Raw genomic sequence first — 16,777 nt, 5'->3', positions numbered from 1 at the left:
CCCCTTTCTGGCTAGTTCTGTGCCGCCGTGCGGCGGCTGGTGTGGACAGATCGGCCAGGGCGTCGTCGCGGTGTCGCCCCGAGCACATCTGGCACTCCGGTGGTGCGAGTGCCAGAGACAAACTTAGTACCGCTCTGGCACTCGATCAACCTGAGTGCCAACGAAGTCGCCTGGGCGCACGAGGATTGACGCAGGCCTCGCCCGTCGGAGGAGTCTTCAGCGCAGCCCAGCGCTGGTGTTCCGGGCACGGTGCCGGGCGAGTGCCCCACGCTCGTGCTGGTGCACCCGAGCCAGCGCCACGCCGGGCATGTGGTCGAGAAGCAAGCCGAACTCCTCCTGCAACACGCTGCGCCACGCCTCGAGAGAGTGGAGCTCGACGATCTGGGTCCTGCCTCCCCAACACGGGTCAGTACCACCCCGCGCATGGTCATGGAGGCGTCCTGCGGACGCCGGCGCACGATCACGTTCTGGACGAAGACCGATTCGGGGTCGGTGGAGAGCAGGTCGTGAATCACGGAGCAGTCGTCGTAGGCCACGCCGGCCGTGTCGAGGTCGATGCCGTGGCAGCTCTGCAGCCTGGGATCCTGGTCGAACCGCCAGCCGGACTCGACCACCTCCGATGGGCGCATCGCGAAGGCGAAGGGGCCTTGGCGGCTGACCGCACTGACCAGCGGCAAGGGGTCGACGGAGGCATTGCCCAGACCGGCATCGCAGTAGACAGCGACGTGGTCCGGCAGGGTCACCAACAGCCCCAGATGCGCACCAGTCGCGCCGACAGGTGCAGGATCACGCGCCAACTGCACCCCCGCCCGGACGCGCTTCACGGAGTAGCCCATCGTGTGCATCAACCACCCGAAGGCACCATTGAGGTGGAAGCAGTAGCCGCTTCGCCGAGACAGCACCAGGTCGACGCAGCTGTCAGGATCGGTGGGTGCCACCGCGGGGACCTCGCCACGTGCGGCGAGCACGATGTCGAGTGTGCTGGAGGGAACTCTCGCATTGTGGGCTCGGTGGAGTCGAGTCAGCGCTGCGAGCGTGGGGACCGCTCCCATCAGGTCGCTGCACCCGAGCGGGTCGAGGTATGCCTCGACCCTGGCCCCGTCCACTCGTCGGGGCTTCAGGCATCATCGCCTCCCGACTCTCGCAAGCCGGCCAGTCCAAGGCCGGCTTCGGCGGCCCCCGGCACCACCGCGAGCACCCTGTCGAGCCGGGACCGCGTGATGTCGGCGACAGATGCAAATCCCTGCGCGGCGGCGATCGACCTCGGGTGGGTCGGCTCGGCGTTGTTGACGCTGAGGCAGCGGCGTCGTCCGCCGTCGAGGGAGTTCTGCAGGGCCACGGCGTGACCGGTGGACCCAGACCCGGCAAAGAAGTCGAGCACCAGGTCGTCCGGGCCGGTGGCGGCAGCGATCAGCGGACGAAGCAGCGCCACCGGCTTGGGGGTGTCGAACACCCTCGCGAGCCCCAACGCAGCCAGGTCGGCCTGCCCGGTGAGCGTGCCGGGGCCGATCACCAGGTCCTTGAGGGCCACGCCGTCGGTGTCGCGGATCTTCGTCCAGATCCGCAACCGGTCGCCAGCGGTGTCGAACTTCAGCTCGGCGTGCTCTGCCAGCACCCGGGCGCGACTCCACCGCCAGGCGTGGAAGCGCACTCCCTCGCGGGCGTTCGGGTGGGGCATCGCTGTCACGAACCCGGGGAAGACCGTCTCGTCGTCGATGTCGGTGACCCGCACCTCGCCCGTGCCGGGGTGGTGGTGGATGCGGAACACCATCGACGGTGCGGTCTGCTCGTTGAAGCGGGAGTTGGTGTTGTGCAGTTCGTTCTTGGTGACGAAGGGGCCGCGATCGTCGTGCTGGATCGGGTAGCCGGCACGCTTGTAGACACTGGGCATCAGTGCGTGGAGCTCGGCGAGCGACCCGCGGAACTGCGGCACGCGACCGGCGTCGCGGGCGTACACCAGGATGTGTTCGTGGGTGACGGCCGCGCCCGGGGCCTCGAGTTGGCGGCCCTTGAGGTTGCTCACCCAGACGATGTCGTTGAGCCGGTTGGCCTCGCCGAAGACCTCATCCATGAGCAACGCCAAGTGGTGCACCTCACCGGAGTCGATCGAGACAGCGATCACTCCGTCGTCGGTCAGCAGGCGCCGGGCCAGCACCAACCGCGGGGCCATCATCGACAGCCAAGCCGCATGGTCGGGGTGCTCGTCGTCGCGGTAGACGAAGGACTTCCCCGTGTTGTAAGGCGGGTCGATGTAGATCAACTTCACCGCGCCGGTGTGCGTGCCCACCAGGTGCTTCAGCACCTCGAGGTTGTCCCCCTCAAGGAACACCTGACCGGCGTTCAGGTCGCCCACCAGCTGCGATCTCGGTGGCACCTCGGCCAGGGCGAGCGCCTCGTCCTTGCCGGGCCAGACCAGTTCGACTCGGGGTCCGCGGCGCTCAGGCATCTCTCACCCGCCGCACCACCAGGCAGACCGCTCCCCCGCTGTGCGGGGCGAGGATGACCGTCGCCGACGCCTGACCCGAGAGCTTGAGCCGTCGTCGCAGCGCGGCGGGATCGACGTCGAGTCCACGCTTCTTGATCTCCAGGGTGCCGATGCCGTGCTCACGGCACCAAGCCCGCAGGGTCTGCTCGCGCCAGGGCAGCACCTCGAGCACCTCGAAGCTGGTCGCCCAGGTCGAGGACGACGGCTGGTCGCTGCTGGCGTAGGCGACCCCGGGTAGGGGCCCCCACCACCGCTCGGCTCCGGGCAGGTCGGCGACCGCATGCGCGCGGATCGCCGCTCCGACCGGTTCGTGGACGAACCGACCGATCCGTCCCTGACCGTCGTCCAGGGCTCGCTCGGTGCTGGCGATGACCTCGATGTCGTCTCCGTCGACCCGCAGTGCTCGCCGGCCGGGAGCGACCTGGGGCCCGTGCCACACCGTGGCCTCGACCACGTCGCCACCCTCGTCGACGATGTCGACCTCGGCGTCGGTGGGCAGCACCCGGTCGGGCACCCCGGGCCCGAGCTTGACCACGACCAGCTGGCCTCGTCCCAGCATCGCCTCGACGAAGCTCCAGGGCGGGCTGAGATCGGTCAGGCTCCAACTGCGACCGGCGGCGGTGCGCCGTGCCGGGTCGAGGAAGACCGCGGTGTCGGGGCTGGCGGGAGAGGCCGGATCGACCAGGTCGAGCACGTCGCCGACCTCGACGTCAGCGTGCGGGAACCGAGCCAGGTTGAGGGCCGCGAACTCGGCGGTGTCCTCGTCGCACTCGACCGCCAGCACCTCCAGGCCCGCCTCGGCGAAGGCCACCGCGTCAGCGCCGATGCCGCAGCCCAGGTCGACAACACGGGTGATCCCCCACTCGACCAGGCGTCTGGCCCGCCACCTCGCGACCGCCGGGCGGGTGGCCTGCTCGAGCCCGTCACGGGTGAACCACATCGAGGCGGCAGCGTCACCGAACTTGCGGCGTGCGCGGCGCCGCAGCGCCTCCTGGGTGAGGGCGGCCGCTGCGATGTCGGCGGGAACCTCGGCACGCAGCCTCGAGGCGGCAGCCAGCGAGTCGACGTCGTCGAGGCCAGCGGCGAGTTCCAGGGCTCGTTGCCCCAGCGGCGTCAGCAGGATGCTCATCGTCGGCTCAGCGACGAACGCCGCCGCGCCCGGTGAGCAGTTGGGCGCGGGTCGGCAGTCCTTCCCAGTCGCCCGAGGTCGACACCGCCCAGGCCCCCATGGCGACCGCGCGAGCCAACGCGGCGCCGTCATCCAGACCGTCGAGCATCGCCGAGACCAGACCGGCGGTGAAGGCGTCGCCGGCACCGATCGGGTCGACCTCGACCGCCGGCTCTGCCAGCAGGTCGTGGCGTTGCCCGGCACGAACCAGCGACGCCCCGTTGACCCCGCGCTTGATCGCGACGAGGTCGACACCCTGGCTCATCAGGTCGGCGACCACGTCGTCCTCGGACGAGGCGTCGCTCAGCAGCCGCAGCTCGTCCAGGTCTCCGACGACGACGTCCGCCCGGCCGACCACCTGTCGCAGCGTTGCGGCGGCATCGTCGGACGACCACAGGGTGGGTCGGTGGTTGACGTCGAGTACGACCGTGGCACGTTCAGCTGCGGCGGCGACCACGGCCAGCCAGCCGTCGCGACAGGTCGGCGACAAGGCCGGGGTGATGCCGCAGACCAGGGCGATGTCAGCGTTGGCGCGCTCGAGCGACGTGGTGAGCGTGGCGGCGTCGAGGGCTGAGGCAGCCGACCCGCGGCGGGTGTAGCTGACCGACGAGGTTCCGGCTTGGCGCACCACCCGCAGACCACCGGTGTGGCGCTCGGGGTCGACCTCGACGTCGAGGGTGACCCCCTCGGCGCGGGCCTCGCGCACGACCAGTCGTCCGAAGTCGTCGTCGCCGACCCGGCTGCACCAGGTGACCTGGTGGCCGAGCCTGGCCAACCCGACCGAGGCGTTGAGTTCTGCGCCGGCGACGTGCGTGGTCCAGGTCGTGCCCAGCCGCAACGGTCCGTCGGTGCGCAGGGCTCCCATCGCCTCGCCGCAGGTCCACACGCTCAACGTCGGCACCGTTCCACGAAGTCACGGGCGCGTTCGCCCAAGTCGTCCAGTGATCCCCCGGTGGCGGCGTCGCCGACCAGCGGTCCACCGACCCCGACGGCGATGGCTCCGGCCTCGCGGTAGGCCACCACGTCGTCCGGCCCGACCCCGCCGACGGCCACCAACGGCACCCGCGGGAACGGGTCACGGATCGCCTTGAGGTGGGCAGGCCCCCCGGTGCGCGCCGGGAACAGCTTCACGGCGGTGGCGCCGGCAGCGTCGGCCTGGTGCACCTCGCTGGGCGTCCACGCACCCGGGACGACCGGCACGCCGCGTTCGACGGCTGCAGGCACCGCCTCGGCCCACGACGGGGTGACGATGAACTGGGCACCGGCCTCGAGGGCGCTGTCGAGGTCGTCGACGGTGAGCACCGTGCCGGCGCCGACCAGCACGCCCGGGGTGTCGAGGGCACGCAGTTCGCTGATCGCCTCGAGGGCATCGGGCGTGGTCAGGGTCACCTCGAGCACCGTCACGCCGGCCTCGATCAGGGTCCGTCCGATCGGGGTGGCGGTGCCGGCGCCCGGGCAACGGATGATCGCCACCAGTCCGGACTCGGTCAGGGCGGTGAGCAGGTCGGTCATCGGCTCACCACTCCGCGAACGAGCCGTCGCGCAGCCGCCAGAGCGGTCCGCGCCAGGCATGGCCGCGGGCACCGGCCTCACGCACGGCGGCCTCGTCCAACTCGACGCCCAGGCCAGGAGCCTCCCATCGCTCGATGAAGCCGTCGTGGGTGGTGAAGACCGACCGGTCGACCATCAGGTCGAGCAGGTCGCCGGTGGTGTTGTAGTGGATGCCCAGCGACTGCTCCTGGATGACGTGGTTGGCGGTCGCGAAGCCCAGTTGCAGGCAGGCGGCCAGCGCGATCGGACCCAGCGGGCAGTGCGGCGCGAGCAGCGCGCCGAAGGTCTCGGCCATGGTGGCGATCTTGCGGCACTCGGTGATACCACCGGCGTGCGACAGGTCCGGCTGGACGATCGCGATGCCGCCCTGCAGCACCGGCAGGAACTCCTGGCGGCTGTAGAGCCGCTCACCGGTGGCCAGCGGAATCGAGGTGCGGGCGGCGAGGTCGGCGAACAGGTGGCTGTTCTCGGGGACGACAGCCTCTTCGACGAACATCGGACTCACCGGCTCGAGCAGGTGCAGCAGCCGACGGGCGTTGGGCATCGAGACCCGGCCGTGGAAGTCGATGCCGACATCGCCCTCGTCGCCCATGGCCTGCTTGGCGGCAGCGACCCGCTCGACGGCGGCGTCGAGCACCGCGCCACTGGCCAGGTGCTCCAGCGCTGCGGTGCCGTTCATCTTGACGGCGGTGAGCCCGGTCTCACGGGCGGCAGCGGCCTGTTCGGCGACCTCGGCCGGCTCGTCACCGCCGATCCAGCCGTAGACCCGGATCCGGTCACGGACCGCACCCCCGAGCAGTTGGTACACCGGCACGCCCAGGGTCTTGCCCTTGATGTCCCACAGCGCCTGGTCGAGGCCTGACACGGCACTGGCGAACACGGCGCCACCGCGGTAGAACGACCCCTTGGTCATCACCTGCCAGTGGTCCTCGATCCGGCTCGGATCGGCGCCCATGATCAGTTCCGAGATCTCCTCGATGGCCTTCGCGGCGGTGGCGGCACGTCCCTCGACGGTGCCCTCACCCCAGCCGACCACCCCGTCGGCGGTCTCGACCCGAACCAGCAGCCACCGCGGTTCGACCAGGAACGTTTCAACGCGGGAGATTGTGTCGGTCATGGTCCAAGCCAATCACGGACACTGACCAGCCGGTGGGTCTTGCGTCGACGTAGGGCAGCACACCGTGGAACTGGGGCACCGAGTCGTCGAAGACCAGCGGCATGAAGTACCGATCGCCCTCCCACATCGGCAGTTGGTCGAGCGAGTCGATCCGCTCCCAGGTGAGCGGACCTTCCTCGTTGCGTTCGGGCGGGGTGCCCTCGAAGGCGTCCACCACGAAGACCAGGCCGAAGTGGTCGGAGCCGTCGGTGCCGAAACCCGGCCAGCTGACCGTTCCGCGCAACCGCATCCGGGTGGCGACGATGCCGGCCTCCTCGAGCAGTTCGCGTCGGATGCAGGCCACCACGTCCTCGTCGCGCTCGACCTTGCCACCCAGACCGTTGTACTTGCCGAGCTGCTGGTCGTCCTCACGCCCGATGCGGTGGCACATCAGCACCCGCTCGCCGTCGGGGTGGAGGACGAAGGCCAACGTGGTGAGGATGGGCGTGATCACGCTGGTCAGGCTAGTCGTCCCCCGTCTGACGTCATCTAGGGTGGCGCCATGGTCGACACGATGGACGCCCCGGCGGGCCGGGTACGGGCTGCGACGCGTGGTCTGGTGGTGCGCGACGGGCACCTGTTGGTGACCGTGCTGCACGACCGGGAGGGCGAGTGGTGGTTGACCCCGGGCGGTGGTCAGGAGTTCGGTGAGTCGAAGGTCGACAACGCCACCCGCGAGGTGTTCGAGGAGACCGGTTACCGGGTGCGCGTGGGCGACCTGGCCTGCGGACGTGACTACATCGGCGCCAACCACTTCGCCTGGGACTCGAGCTTCCAGCAGACCGAGTTGTGGTTCTGGTGCGAGCTTCTGGACGACCAGCCTGACGAGCCGCCCGCGGTGGACACGGCCCAGACCGAGGTGCGCTGGGTGCCGCTCTCGGAGTTGGTCGGGTCACCGTTCTATCCGCAGCGGCTGGCGACCTGGCTGCTCGAAGACCCGGCGACCCGGCCGCTGTGGTTGGGCGACGTGAACTGAGCGCTGCCCTCGCCGCTGAAATGTCGTGGATTGCGGCACCAACCCTCTGCGGGAGCGGTTGGCCGCGCCGGCGACGACATCTCAGCAGCGCAGATCTCAGGACCTCGCTGGCGCTGGCGCTGGCTCTTGGCTCCTCGACCGACGTCTGAGCGTTCGTTGTGGACTGCTCCGCCATGCGGAGCAGTCCACAAGGACGTCAGACCAAGACTGTTGAGACCGGCAGGCCCGAGTTGGCGCCGATGTCCATCGAGCTGGGACGAAGCCCTGCCTTGATCACCTGGGTGCCCACGGCAGCGATCATCGCGCCGTTGTCGGTGCACAGACCCGGGCGAGGCCGCCGCAGTTGCAGGCCGGCCGACGCGGTGCGCTCCTCGAGCAGGGATCGCAGCCGCGAGTTGGCCGCCACTCCCCCGCCGATCAGCACGTGCTTGACGCCGTGCTCGAGCGCTGCGTCCACGGTCTTGGCGGTGAGCACGTCGCAGACCGCCTCCTGGAAGCTGGCGCAGACGTCGGCGACGGGCACCTCTCGTCCGTCACGCCGTTCGGTCTCGACCCAGCGGGCCACAGCCGTCTTCAGGCCGGAGAACGAGAAGTCGAAGCGGTGGCGCTCCAGGTCGTGCCGGGCAGTCAGCCCCCGCGGGAAACGGATCGCCTTGGGATCACCCTCGGCCGCCAGTCGGTCGATGATCGGACCGCCGGGGTAGCTCAGATCAAGCAGGCGGGCCACCTTGTCGTAGGCCTCACCAGCGGCGTCGTCGATGGTGGACCCGATCTCGGTGATGTCTGTGGCAATGTCGCCCACCAGCAGCAACTGGGTGTGCCCACCCGAGACCAACAGCGCCACACACGGGGTGGGCAGGTCGCCGTGGTCGAGCAGGTCGACCGCGACGTGTCCGACCAGGTGGTTGACCCCATACAGCGCCTTGCCCAGGTACGAGGCCAAGGCCTTGGCGCTCGACAGCCCGACCACCAGGGCCCCCATCAGGCCAGGTCCGGCGGTGACGGCGATGCCGTCGAGTTCCGACAGGTCGACGTCGGCGGCGGCGCAGGCCCGTTCCAGGGTCGGCACCATCGCTTCGAGATGGGCCCGGCTGGCCACCTCGGGCACCACCCCGCCGAAGCGGACGTGCTGATCGACCGAACTGGCCACCTCGTTGGCGAGCAGGGTGTTGCCACGCACGATTCCGACACCGGTTTCGTCGCACGATGACTCGATGCCCAGCACCAGCGGTCCGGTGGAGCCGACCACATCGTTCGTCACAGCGACATCATTCATGACAGCGACATCATTCATGACAGCGCCTCCCAGGGAAGGTCGGACTGCATGACGACCGCGTGCAGGCCGGGGCCGTAGTAGTCAGGGCGCCGATCGATGGCACGAAAGCCCAGCCTCGCGTACAGCATCAGCGCCGCCGCGTTGTCGTGGCGCACCTCGAGCAGCACCCGGTCGGCGTCGCGCACGTGCCAGACCGCTTCGTGGACGAGCCGCTCGCCCAGGCGGCGACGACGCGATCGCTGGGCGACAACCACGCGCAGCAGGTCGACGGTGTCGAACTGGCGGGCGATGGAGATCGCCCCTGCCAACCCCTCGGTGTCACGGGCGACCAGCACCACCCGGTCAGCCGCGGCGAGTTCGTCCGCCCAGGCCTGGCGCGACCACTGCTCCCGCTCCTCGAAGCCGGCACGGTCGATGGCGGCGAGGTCGTCCAGGTCGTCGATGGTGGCCCGACGAACGGTGATCGTGTCGGTCACGGCCGCCTCCTCAACCCCAGTCGTGGCTGCAGCACGGTCGACTTCCGCGCCACGGGAACCTCCGCATCGGGCTTGCGCAGGTAGAGCGGTTCGGTGCCGGAGTCGGGCAACAGGTCGAGGTCGCGAGCGAGCACGCCGGCATCGAGGGCGGTCGGCCCCACCACGGTGATCCCACCGGGGTGCACCAGGGCGCCCGGCCCGGTCACCGGCAGGTCGGGCAGCTGGTCGTAGGTGCTCACCTGCGGCTCACCGCTCCGGCTGCCGTCAGCACGGTGGTGCGACCAGTAGAGCTCCTTGCGGCGGGCGTCCAGCGCGGCGACGAACTCCCCGGTCGGCGGTTCGGACGAGGTGACGTACTGCCGGGCGACGACGTCGAGAGAGCTCACCCCGGTGACCGGGACGCGTCCCAGGCTGGCGAGGGTGAGTCCGGTCACCACCCCGACCCGAAGGCCGGTGAACGGCCCCGGTCCGACGCCGACCGCTATCCGGTCGAGCTCGCGCAGGGTGATGCCTGCCTCGGCGCAGACCTGGTTGAGCAAGGGGGTCAGCTGCTCGGCGTGGGCTCGGCTGTCGTCGAGCCGTGCGCGCCAGGTGTCGTTGCCGTTGCTGAGTCCGACGCAGACCACGGTGGCGGTGTCGATGGCGAGCGTCCAGGTCATCGTGTCGCTCCCTCGACCGCGAGCACACCCAGGTCGACCGTCGCCCAGCGCGGCCCGACGCCGACCACGTAGACCTGTCGACCCTCGTCCTCACCGGTCGTGTCGCCCCTGTCGGCATCACGGCGGATGTCGACCTCGAGTCGATCGCTGCTCAGACCCTCGGCGAGTCCGGCACCCCACTCGACCAGGGTGACCGAGTCGGCGAGCGAGGCGTCCAGGTCGAGGTCCTCGAGTTCGGCAGCAGATCCCAGCCGATAGGCGTCGACGTGCACCAGACCGGGCCCACCCACCCGCGAGGGATGGATGCGCGACAGCACGAAGGTGGGCGAGATGATCGGCCCGTCGACCTGCAGGCCCTCGCCCAGGCCCTGGGTCAGGGTGGTCTTGCCGGCACCGAGTTCACCGGTGGCGATGACCAGGTCACCGGCGCGCAGCAGACCGGCCAGCGAGGCGCCCAGGCGGTGCATGTCGTCGGCGGTCGGCACCTCGACCCGCACCGGCAGTCGTCGACGAAGGATGTGGCCCAGGTCGTCCTCGCGGTCGATGGTGAAACCGTGCCGTTGCCACCAGCGCAGGGTCTGGGGGAACTCGCGTCGGCAGAGCAGTTCGATCCAGCGGGCGTCGAGGTCAGCGGCGAGTTCGGCCGCCCCTCGCACCATCGCCGCGGCCAGTCCGGCCTGACGGTGGTCGGGATGCACCGAGACCCGGTGCATGTAGACCACCCCATCGGCGCGAGGGGTGAGCAGCAGCGTTCCCGCGGGAACGCCGTCGACGTCGGCGACCACCCCGTAGCCCTCGACCAAGTGTGCCTCGATGTCGGCCAACGTTTCGGACAGAGCAGCTGCCGGCGGGTCGACCGGGGGACGCGCCGCGAAGGCCGCATGGATCAGGCGCAGCATGGTGGGCGCGTCAGCCAGTTCGGCCACGCGCAGTTCCACCACGGCTTCGTCCCCCACTGCGTCGATCACAGCCGACAACTCTAGTTGGACCAATCGCGGCGGGGACGCTCGTTCCCACGCCCACGACCGAAGCCGCCACGCCCGGATCCCCCGCGTCCGAACCCGCCACGACCACGACCACCGTGCGCCTGACGGGGACGGGCGACCCGCACGCTCTTCTTGGGGGCGATCAGCGCGTCGAAGTCCTCCTGGGCGATCGGCCCGTCGGTGACCGGACGAGCGCCGGTCAGTTCGGACAGCTGCTCATCGTCCGGCTCGAGCTTGATCGGCTCGGTGCGCACCCCGGCAGCCCCGACCAGTCGCTGCACCTGGCGTCGCTGGTGCGGCAGGACAATCGTGGCCACCACACCGGTCTCGCCGGCGCGAGCCGTGCGTCCGGCGCGGTGCAGGTAGTCCTTGGAGTTCATCGGCGGATCGACCTGCAGCACCAGGGTGACGTCGTCGACGTGGATGCCGCGCGCGGCAACGTCGGTGGCGACCAGGACCGGCACGCTGCCGGCCTTGAACGCGGCCAGCATCCGGGCCCGGGCACCCTGGGTGAGCCCACCGTGCAGGGCACCGGCCATCACGCCGGCCTCACGCAACTGCTCGGCGACCCGCGAGGCGCCCATCTGGGTGCGGGCGAAGATCACGGTGCGACCCTCGCGGTTGGCGATGGCGGCGGTGGTGGCGTTCTTGTGGTGCGGGGCGACCAGCAGCAGGCGGTGCTCCATGGTGGTGACCGCGGCCTTGCTCGAGTCGACCTCGTGCAGCGAGGGGTCGTGCAGGTAACGGCGCACCAACCGGTCGACCGCCCCGTCGAGGGTGGCCGAGAACAGCATCCGTTGACCGTCGGTCGGCACCGCGTCGAGCAGGGTGGTGACCGCGGGCATGAAGCCCAGGTCGGCCATGTGGTCGGCCTCGTCGAGCACGGTGACCTGCACCTTGGAGAGGTCGGCGACGCCCTGCTCGAGCAGGTCGATCAGGCGGCCGGGGGTGGCAACCACGATGTCGACGCCACGGTCGAACGCCTTGATCTGCGGCCCGTAGCTCATGCCACCAGCAACCAGGGCAAGGTGCAGGCCCAACGTCGAGGCCAGCGGCGACAACACGTCGGCCACCTGGAGGGCGAGCTCTCGGGTGGGCACCAGCACCATGCCGGCCGGTGAGTTCTTGTGTCCGTTGCGAGAGGCGATCCGGGTGAGCATCGGCAGCCCGAAAGCCAGCGTCTTGCCCGAACCGGTGCGTCCGCGGCCCAGCACGTCGCGCCCGGTCAGCGCGACCGGAACGGTCGCAGCCTGGATCGGGAACGGGTCGGTGATGCCCTGCGCGGTCAGCGCGGCCACCAACTGCTCGGGCAGGCCGAGTCGGGCGAAGCCGTCCTCGTCACTGACCGCCGACAGGTCGAGATCATCGATCTCAGTCTCGGTCCACTCCATGGTGTCGCTGGGCTCGACCTCGTCGTTGGCCCAGTCGTCACGGCGCGCACGATCATCGCGCGAGAAGCGGTCGTCGCGGTCCCGCCGCGGACGGTCGTCCCACTCACGGCGCGGACGGTCGTCACGACGAGGCCGGTCGTCCCGGTTGAACTGGGCGGCCCGGCTGAACCGATCGTCACGGCTGTGCCGGTCGTCACGGCGAAGACGATCGTCGTGCGAGAAGCGGTCATCGCGGCCCCGCCGCGGACGGTCGTCCCAGTCACGACGGGGACGGTCGTCACGGCCGGGACGTTCATCCCGGCTGGACCGCTCGTCACGGCGCGGACGCTCGTGGCGCCCCCAGGTCTCACGGCGCGGCCGGTCGTCGCGACCCCAGGCGTCACGACGCGCACGATCCTCGCGCGGGCCACGTCCCCAACGGTCCTCGGAGCGCTCGATGCGGTCGGCGAACTGACGCTCCTCACGCTTGATCCAGTCACGGTTGCGGGGGCGCTCGCCGGCCTGGGCGTGGCGGTCACGTCCCTCGACCCGGCCCTCGTGACGGTCGCGGCTCTCGCGACGGGCATCGTCCCAGCGAGGTGCACGCTCTTCGCGCGGACGCCTGGTGTCGTCGTCGCGGCGCTGACCACCACGGCGGCGCGGGTCGTGACCGCGCTCGGCGCGCTCGCTGGCGCTCCACCGCTTCTTGGGGGTGCCGTCAGCCTTGTGCGACTTGGCCGGACGGCTGGTTGATCGCTTCGGGCCGCCTTGGCGGGGGCCACCGGACTTCGCGCCGCGGGGCGCGTCGAACTTGCTCATTGCAGGCTTCAATCTCGACCGAACAGGTCGCATCAGTGCGGGAAATCGCAGGGAAGGTGTCATGCGAATTGGTCGCCCACATCTGCTCGCGTCCCTGTCGGACGCGCATCCACGCAACTGATTCGCCATGGGGTCCAGGCGTCGGGCCCAGACCGACTGACCACTCTACCAGTCGGCACAGGATCCTCGTGAATGGGCGAGGCCACCCCTTGTCAGCGATGGAAGCGTGCTGCCGTTCGCCAAGACGTCACCCGACGTTCAGGGTGCGGTGGCGCTTCGCGATGCAAGCCAGTCACCAGAGCGCAGTTACTCTGGAAAGGTGCGCGTAGCCATCGTGGCGGAGTCCTTCCTCCCCCAGGTCAACGGGGTCACCAACTCGGTGCTCCGCATGCTGGAGCATCTGCGAGCCACCGGGCACGACGCCTTCGTGATCGCGCCACAGGACGGTGGACGCACCCCACAGCACTACATGGGTTTCCCGGTGCTCACCCAACCCTCGGTCGCGCTGCCGGTCTACACCGACGTCCGCGTGGTCGGGACCACCACCAACGCGCTGGTCAAGATCCTCGACGAGCACGCCCCTGACATCGTCCACCTCGCCGCCCCGTTCGCACTCGGGTACAAGGCCGCCCTGGCCTCGGCCGAACTCGGCATCCCCGCGGTCGGCATCTACCAGACAGAGTTGGCCACCTACGTCGCCCGCTACGGCTTCCCGCAACTGGAACCGGTGTTCTGGCGGCGCCTGCGTCAGGCGCACTCGCTGTGCACGCTCAACTTCGCCCCCAGCTCGTATGCCCGCGACCAGCTGATCAGCCAGGGCGTCCCCCGCGTCGGCATCTGGGCGCGCGGTGTCGACCAGGTGCGGTTCAACGCCAGCAAGCGGGACGAGTCGCTGCGCCGTGAGTGGGCTCCCGAGGGCACCAAGATCATCGGCTTCCTCGGACGACTCGCCAGCGAGAAGCGGGCTGAGGACCTGCGCGCGGTCGCCGACGTGCCGGGCTCACGACTGGTGATCATCGGGGACGGCCCCCTGCGGGCGTCGTTGGAGAAGGCGCTGCCCAACGCGCTGTTCCTGGGTCACATGGGTGGCGAAGAGTTGGCGCGAGCGCTGGCCAGCTTCGACCTGCTGGTGCACACCGGCGACCTCGAGACCTTCGGCCAGACCATCCAGGAGGGCATGGCCAGCGGGCTGCCGGTGGTGGCACCGCGCCGTGGCGGCCCGATCGACCTGATCGACCCCTCCCGCACCGGGTGGCTCTACGAGCCGGGCGACCTCGAGGGCCTCAGGCGCCACGTCGACGACCTGATCGGGGACGACGCCAAGCGCGCCGCCTTCTCGGCCGCCGCCCTCGCCACGGTGAAGGGACGCACCTGGGAGGCCATCTGCGCCCAGCTGGTGGGTCACTACGAGACCGCGATCAACACCGGCAGCCGTCTGCCGCGGCCTCAGCGGTCGTTGTTGCGACTCTGATCCGCCCGAACCTGGGCCGGCCGTATCTCGGCCGTCAGACTCTGGGCTGACTGCTGCAACCCCGCGATCGTCTCGGGCAGCCACTGGGCGATCCGCTGCGGTGGCCACGGGCCGGGACGGAACCTGGCGGTCATCGCCTGCACCGATGCCGCAGCGGCAGCCGCGTCCGCAGCGGGCAGCCCTGCCGCCAGCAGGGTGCCGCAGATGCCGGCCAGCACATCACCCGAGCCGGCCTGCGCCGTCCACGACGGCCCGACCACGGCCACCGTCACCGCACCACCGGGGTCGGCCACCACCTGCGTGGCGCCCTTGAGCAGCACCGTGGCACCGAAGCGCTCGGCAGCACGCTGGACATGGCCTATCGGATCAGCGGCGACCTCGTGGCGTTCGACCCCCAGCAGCCGGGCCAGCTCACCGGCGTGCGGGGTCAGCAGACAGCCCTGTGGCAACGGGTTCTGGTCGTCCAGCAGGCTGATCGCATCCGCGTCGACCACGAGCGGCACCCCGTCGGCGACCCGGGTGGCGAGCCGATCGCGGTTGCCGGCGTGTTCACCCCAGCCCGAGCCACAGACCCAGGCTTGGACGCGTCCGGTGCCGACCACCACGTTGGGCAACTGCTCGACCACCCGGGCCGGTACCGGATCAGGCGAGGCGCAGCGCACCATGCCAGCACCGGCGTGCACCGCCCCCAGCGCCGACAGCACCCCGGCGCCGGGGTAGAGCACCGAACCCGTGTCGAGCCCGACCACACCGCGCGAGTACTTGTCGCTGGTGACATCGGGACAGGGCCACACGGCCGCCACGTCGTCGGCATCCCAGACACGGCCCAGCGCGGCCGGCACGGCGACGCCGATGTCGACCAGGTCGACGTCGCCGCAGCGCGAGGCGGCCGGTTGCAGTACGTGCACCGGCTTGGCGGCCACGAAGGTGACGGTCCGAGTGGCCTGCAGGTGGTTGGATGACGCGTCGGCGCGGTCGGCGTCCAACCCGCTGGGCAGGTCGACGGCCAGCACTGGCACTCCCGCGGCGACACAGTGCCCGGCGAACTCTGCGACCGACTCAGGCAGGCCCGGGCGGCCGCCGATGCCGAACAGCCCGTCGACCACGAGCGATGCCTCGCCCAGGGCGGTGACCGCCTCGGCCCGCGAGACCAGCAACCCACCTCGTCCCAGCGCAGCCCTCAGCCCCTCGGGGTGGGTGCGGTCGAACGGGGCCCAGACCAGAACCCGCACGTCCTGGTTCTCGAGGTCGGCAGCGGCCAGCAACGCGTCACCCGCGTTGTTGCCAACGCCTGCCAGCACCACCACGGTGTGCGGGGCGGGGCGCGATGACTCGGCCAGCATCTCGGAGGCCACCTCGCTGACCGCGGCCGCAGCCTGCCGCATCAGCGGGGTGACAGTTGACTGGTCGATGCCGCGCGCGGCGAACCAAGCCTGTTCGGCCTGCCTGACCTGGTCTGCCGTGGCGAAGGTGTGCATCATCCCTCGCAGACGACGTAGGCGCAGGCCAGGCCCGCGTCGTGACTGATCGACAGGTGCACGCGCGTGATGCCAAGTTCATCGGCCCTGGCAGCGACCGTGCCGCGCAGTTCGAAGCTGGGCTGACCGTGGCCGGCGCGCACCACCTCGGAGTCGAGCCACACCATGCCGGCCGGGGCGCCCAATGCCTTGGCCAGTGCCTCCTTGGCGGCGAACCGGGCGGCCTGTGAGGCGATCGGCACCTGTCGTTCGGAGGGGTTGAGCAGGCGAGCGACGACACCGGGGTGGCGCTCGACCATGCGCTCGTAGCGCTCGACCGAGCACACGTCCATGCCGATGCCGACGATCATGGGCCAAACCTACAGATTCGTGCGGCCCACGGGCGTTGACAGCCACAGTCGGCGGTGCGACGCTCACAGGCATGGCAGCCGAGTGGTGGCGCAACGCCGTGGTGCACCAGATCTACCCGCGAGCCTTCGCCGATGCGAATGGGGACGGCATTGGTGACCTGGCCGGCGTCACCGCCCACGTCGACCACCTGGCTGACCTCGGGGTCGACGCGGTGTGGCTGAGCCCGTTCTACCCCTCGACCCGGGGCTGGGTGAAGCTGTCGCTGCAGGGCGCCAGTCCGCCTCCCGAGACCTGATTCGGGGCCTGCCACATCGGGTAGCCCTCGAAGCCGGGATAGGTCGCGATGTTCCACCCGAACAGGTCGCTGTAGAACTTGGTCGCCTCGGCGCTGTTGCTCACCGGGATGTCGACGTGGGTGACGTCGCCATGAGCCATGGGGATTCTCCTTGATCCTGGTACGACGTGATTCCCGGGTACGACCTAGATCAGGGGTACTACCTAGACCATGGGTACTACCTAGATCATCACGGGTACGACGTGAATCGTGGGTAGGAC

General features: G+C 70.2%; 17 protein-coding genes and 1 pseudogene. 3 read left to right on the top strand and 15 right to left on the bottom strand.

Features of this window, described 5'->3' with window-relative positions; translation table 11 throughout:
* Nucleotides 1-11 precede the first annotated feature (11 nt).
* The 7 genes from IE660_RS14650 to IE660_RS14620 form a co-directional block, all read right to left on the bottom strand.
* Nucleotides 12-1,052 (bottom strand): arylamine N-acetyltransferase family protein, encoded by a 1,041-nt coding sequence (locus IE660_RS14650; RefSeq protein ID WP_203569116.1) that lies wholly within the window; start codon nucleotides 1,050-1,052, stop codon nucleotides 12-14.
* A 65-nt stretch (nucleotides 1,053-1,117) separates the two neighbouring features.
* On the bottom strand, nucleotides 1,118-2,446 hold the full coding sequence (locus IE660_RS14645; protein ID WP_203569115.1) for a site-specific DNA-methyltransferase: 1,329 nt from the start codon (nucleotides 2,444-2,446) through the stop codon (nucleotides 1,118-1,120).
* Nucleotides 2,439-3,614 carry a class I SAM-dependent methyltransferase gene (locus IE660_RS14640; protein ID WP_203569114.1) on the bottom strand — a complete coding sequence of 392 codons (1,176 nt, stop codon included), beginning with the start codon at nucleotides 3,612-3,614 and terminating at the stop codon, nucleotides 2,439-2,441. The genes IE660_RS14645 and IE660_RS14640 overlap by 8 nt, the downstream gene beginning before the upstream one ends.
* 7 nt (nucleotides 3,615-3,621) lie before the next feature.
* Complete coding sequence (locus IE660_RS14635) at nucleotides 3,622-4,539, bottom strand: sugar kinase (RefSeq protein WP_328701987.1); 918 nt, start codon at nucleotides 4,537-4,539, stop codon at nucleotides 3,622-3,624.
* 2 nt (nucleotides 4,540-4,541) lie between these two features.
* Nucleotides 4,542-5,165, bottom strand: a complete 624-nt coding sequence (locus IE660_RS14630) for a bifunctional 4-hydroxy-2-oxoglutarate aldolase/2-dehydro-3-deoxy-phosphogluconate aldolase (RefSeq protein ID WP_203569112.1) — start codon at nucleotides 5,163-5,165, stop codon at nucleotides 4,542-4,544.
* A gap of 4 nt (nucleotides 5,166-5,169) precedes the next feature.
* Nucleotides 5,170-6,321: a galactonate dehydratase gene (gene dgoD / locus IE660_RS14625; protein WP_203569111.1), complete on the bottom strand. Its 1,152-nt coding sequence runs from the start codon at nucleotides 6,319-6,321 to the stop codon at nucleotides 5,170-5,172.
* The gene (locus IE660_RS14620) at nucleotides 6,296-6,814 is read right to left on the bottom strand and encodes an NUDIX hydrolase (protein ID WP_203569110.1); all 519 of its coding nucleotides are present in this window, start codon (nucleotides 6,812-6,814) and stop codon (nucleotides 6,296-6,298) included. The genes dgoD and IE660_RS14620 overlap by 26 nt, the downstream gene beginning before the upstream one ends.
* Before the next feature lie 48 nt (nucleotides 6,815-6,862).
* Between IE660_RS14620 and IE660_RS14615 the strand changes: the two genes are divergently transcribed.
* Nucleotides 6,863-7,336, top strand: coding sequence for an NUDIX domain-containing protein (locus IE660_RS14615; protein ID WP_203569109.1), 474 nt, complete (start codon nucleotides 6,863-6,865; stop codon nucleotides 7,334-7,336).
* Between the two features lie 196 nt (nucleotides 7,337-7,532).
* Here the strand turns inward: IE660_RS14615 and tsaD are convergent, their stop codons facing one another.
* From tsaD to IE660_RS16670, 5 genes are all read right to left on the bottom strand, one after another.
* Entirely contained in the window at nucleotides 7,533-8,597 is a 1,065-nt protein-coding gene (gene tsaD / locus IE660_RS14610) for a tRNA (adenosine(37)-N6)-threonylcarbamoyltransferase complex transferase subunit TsaD (protein WP_328701982.1), read from the bottom strand.
* Between the two features lie 29 nt (nucleotides 8,598-8,626).
* Complete coding sequence (locus tag IE660_RS14605) at nucleotides 8,627-9,088, bottom strand: GNAT family N-acetyltransferase (protein WP_203569107.1); 462 nt, start codon at nucleotides 9,086-9,088, stop codon at nucleotides 8,627-8,629.
* Entirely contained in the window at nucleotides 9,085-9,747 is a 663-nt protein-coding gene (gene tsaB, locus IE660_RS14600; RefSeq protein ID WP_203569106.1) for a tRNA (adenosine(37)-N6)-threonylcarbamoyltransferase complex dimerization subunit type 1 TsaB, read from the bottom strand. Before tsaB ends, IE660_RS14605 begins: the two co-directional genes overlap by 4 nt.
* Nucleotides 9,744-10,646: a tRNA (adenosine(37)-N6)-threonylcarbamoyltransferase complex ATPase subunit type 1 TsaE gene (gene tsaE / locus IE660_RS14595; RefSeq protein WP_203569161.1), complete on the bottom strand. Its 903-nt coding sequence runs from the start codon at nucleotides 10,644-10,646 to the stop codon at nucleotides 9,744-9,746. Before tsaE ends, tsaB begins: the two co-directional genes overlap by 4 nt.
* Before the next feature lie 80 nt (nucleotides 10,647-10,726).
* Nucleotides 10,727-12,922, bottom strand: a complete 2,196-nt coding sequence (locus IE660_RS16670; protein ID WP_235998110.1) for a DEAD/DEAH box helicase — start codon at nucleotides 12,920-12,922, stop codon at nucleotides 10,727-10,729.
* 319 nt (nucleotides 12,923-13,241) lie between these two features.
* Between IE660_RS16670 and IE660_RS14585 the strand changes: the two genes are divergently transcribed.
* Nucleotides 13,242-14,393, top strand: a complete 1,152-nt coding sequence (locus tag IE660_RS14585) for a glycosyltransferase family 4 protein (RefSeq protein ID WP_203569105.1) — start codon at nucleotides 13,242-13,244, stop codon at nucleotides 14,391-14,393.
* On the opposite strand, the gene IE660_RS14580 is transcribed toward IE660_RS14585, so the two are convergent.
* Entirely contained in the window at nucleotides 14,369-15,871 is a 1,503-nt protein-coding gene (locus IE660_RS14580; RefSeq protein ID WP_203569159.1) for a bifunctional ADP-dependent NAD(P)H-hydrate dehydratase/NAD(P)H-hydrate epimerase, read from the bottom strand. The two genes, IE660_RS14585 and IE660_RS14580, sit on opposite strands and share 25 nt — an antisense overlap.
* Nucleotides 15,871-16,221, bottom strand: a complete 351-nt coding sequence (locus IE660_RS14575; protein WP_203569104.1) for a holo-ACP synthase — start codon at nucleotides 16,219-16,221, stop codon at nucleotides 15,871-15,873. Before IE660_RS14575 ends, IE660_RS14580 begins: the two co-directional genes overlap by 1 nt.
* Before the next feature lie 71 nt (nucleotides 16,222-16,292).
* On the opposite strand from IE660_RS14575, the pseudogene IE660_RS14570 reads away from it, so the two are divergent.
* A pseudogene (locus IE660_RS14570) lies at nucleotides 16,293-16,460 on the top strand (alpha-amylase family glycosyl hydrolase); the annotation flags it as partial.
* Here the strand turns inward: IE660_RS14570 and IE660_RS14565 are convergent.
* Nucleotides 16,451-16,657, bottom strand: a complete 207-nt coding sequence (locus IE660_RS14565; protein WP_203569102.1) for a VOC family protein — start codon at nucleotides 16,655-16,657, stop codon at nucleotides 16,451-16,453. The pseudogene IE660_RS14570 and the gene IE660_RS14565 sit on opposite strands and share 10 nt — an antisense overlap.
* Nucleotides 16,658-16,777 lie beyond the last annotated feature (120 nt).

The organism is Aestuariimicrobium ganziense (genome assembly GCF_015352975.1).
GTDB lineage: Bacteria > Actinomycetota > Actinomycetes > Propionibacteriales > Propionibacteriaceae > Aestuariimicrobium > Aestuariimicrobium ganziense.
The sequence above is the reverse complement of the archived record's forward strand: the minus strand, read 5'-3'. Positions and strand labels throughout refer to the sequence as shown.

Excerpts from the sequence above, each read along its gene's own strand:
- IE660_RS14650 (WP_203569116.1), bottom strand. The coding sequence starts at position 1,052 with ATGGGAGCGGTCCCCACGCTCGCAGCGCTGACTCGACTCCACCGAGCC.
- IE660_RS14645 (WP_203569115.1), bottom strand. The coding sequence starts at position 2,446 with ATGCCTGAGCGCCGCGGACCCCGAGTCGAACTGGTCTGGCCCGGCAAG.
- IE660_RS14640 (WP_203569114.1), bottom strand. The coding sequence starts at position 3,614 with ATGAGCATCCTGCTGACGCCGCTGGGGCAACGAGCCCTGGAACTCGCC.
- IE660_RS14630 (WP_203569112.1), bottom strand. The coding sequence starts at position 5,165 with ATGACCGACCTGCTCACCGCCCTGACCGAGTCCGGACTGGTGGCGATC.
- dgoD (WP_203569111.1), bottom strand. The coding sequence starts at position 6,321 with ATGACCGACACAATCTCCCGCGTTGAAACGTTCCTGGTCGAACCGCGG.
- IE660_RS14615 (WP_203569109.1), top strand. The coding sequence starts at position 6,863 with ATGGTCGACACGATGGACGCCCCGGCGGGCCGGGTACGGGCTGCGACG.
- tsaB (WP_203569106.1), bottom strand. The coding sequence starts at position 9,747 with ATGACCTGGACGCTCGCCATCGACACCGCCACCGTGGTCTGCGTCGGA.
- tsaE (WP_203569161.1), bottom strand. The coding sequence starts at position 10,646 with ATGCTGCGCCTGATCCATGCGGCCTTCGCGGCGCGTCCCCCGGTCGAC.
- IE660_RS16670 (WP_235998110.1), bottom strand. The coding sequence starts at position 12,922 with ATGAGCAAGTTCGACGCGCCCCGCGGCGCGAAGTCCGGTGGCCCCCGC.
- IE660_RS14580 (WP_203569159.1), bottom strand. The coding sequence starts at position 15,871 with ATGCACACCTTCGCCACGGCAGACCAGGTCAGGCAGGCCGAACAGGCT.
- IE660_RS14575 (WP_203569104.1), bottom strand. The coding sequence starts at position 16,221 with ATGATCGTCGGCATCGGCATGGACGTGTGCTCGGTCGAGCGCTACGAG.
- IE660_RS14565 (WP_203569102.1), bottom strand. The coding sequence starts at position 16,657 with ATGGCTCATGGCGACGTCACCCACGTCGACATCCCGGTGAGCAACAGC.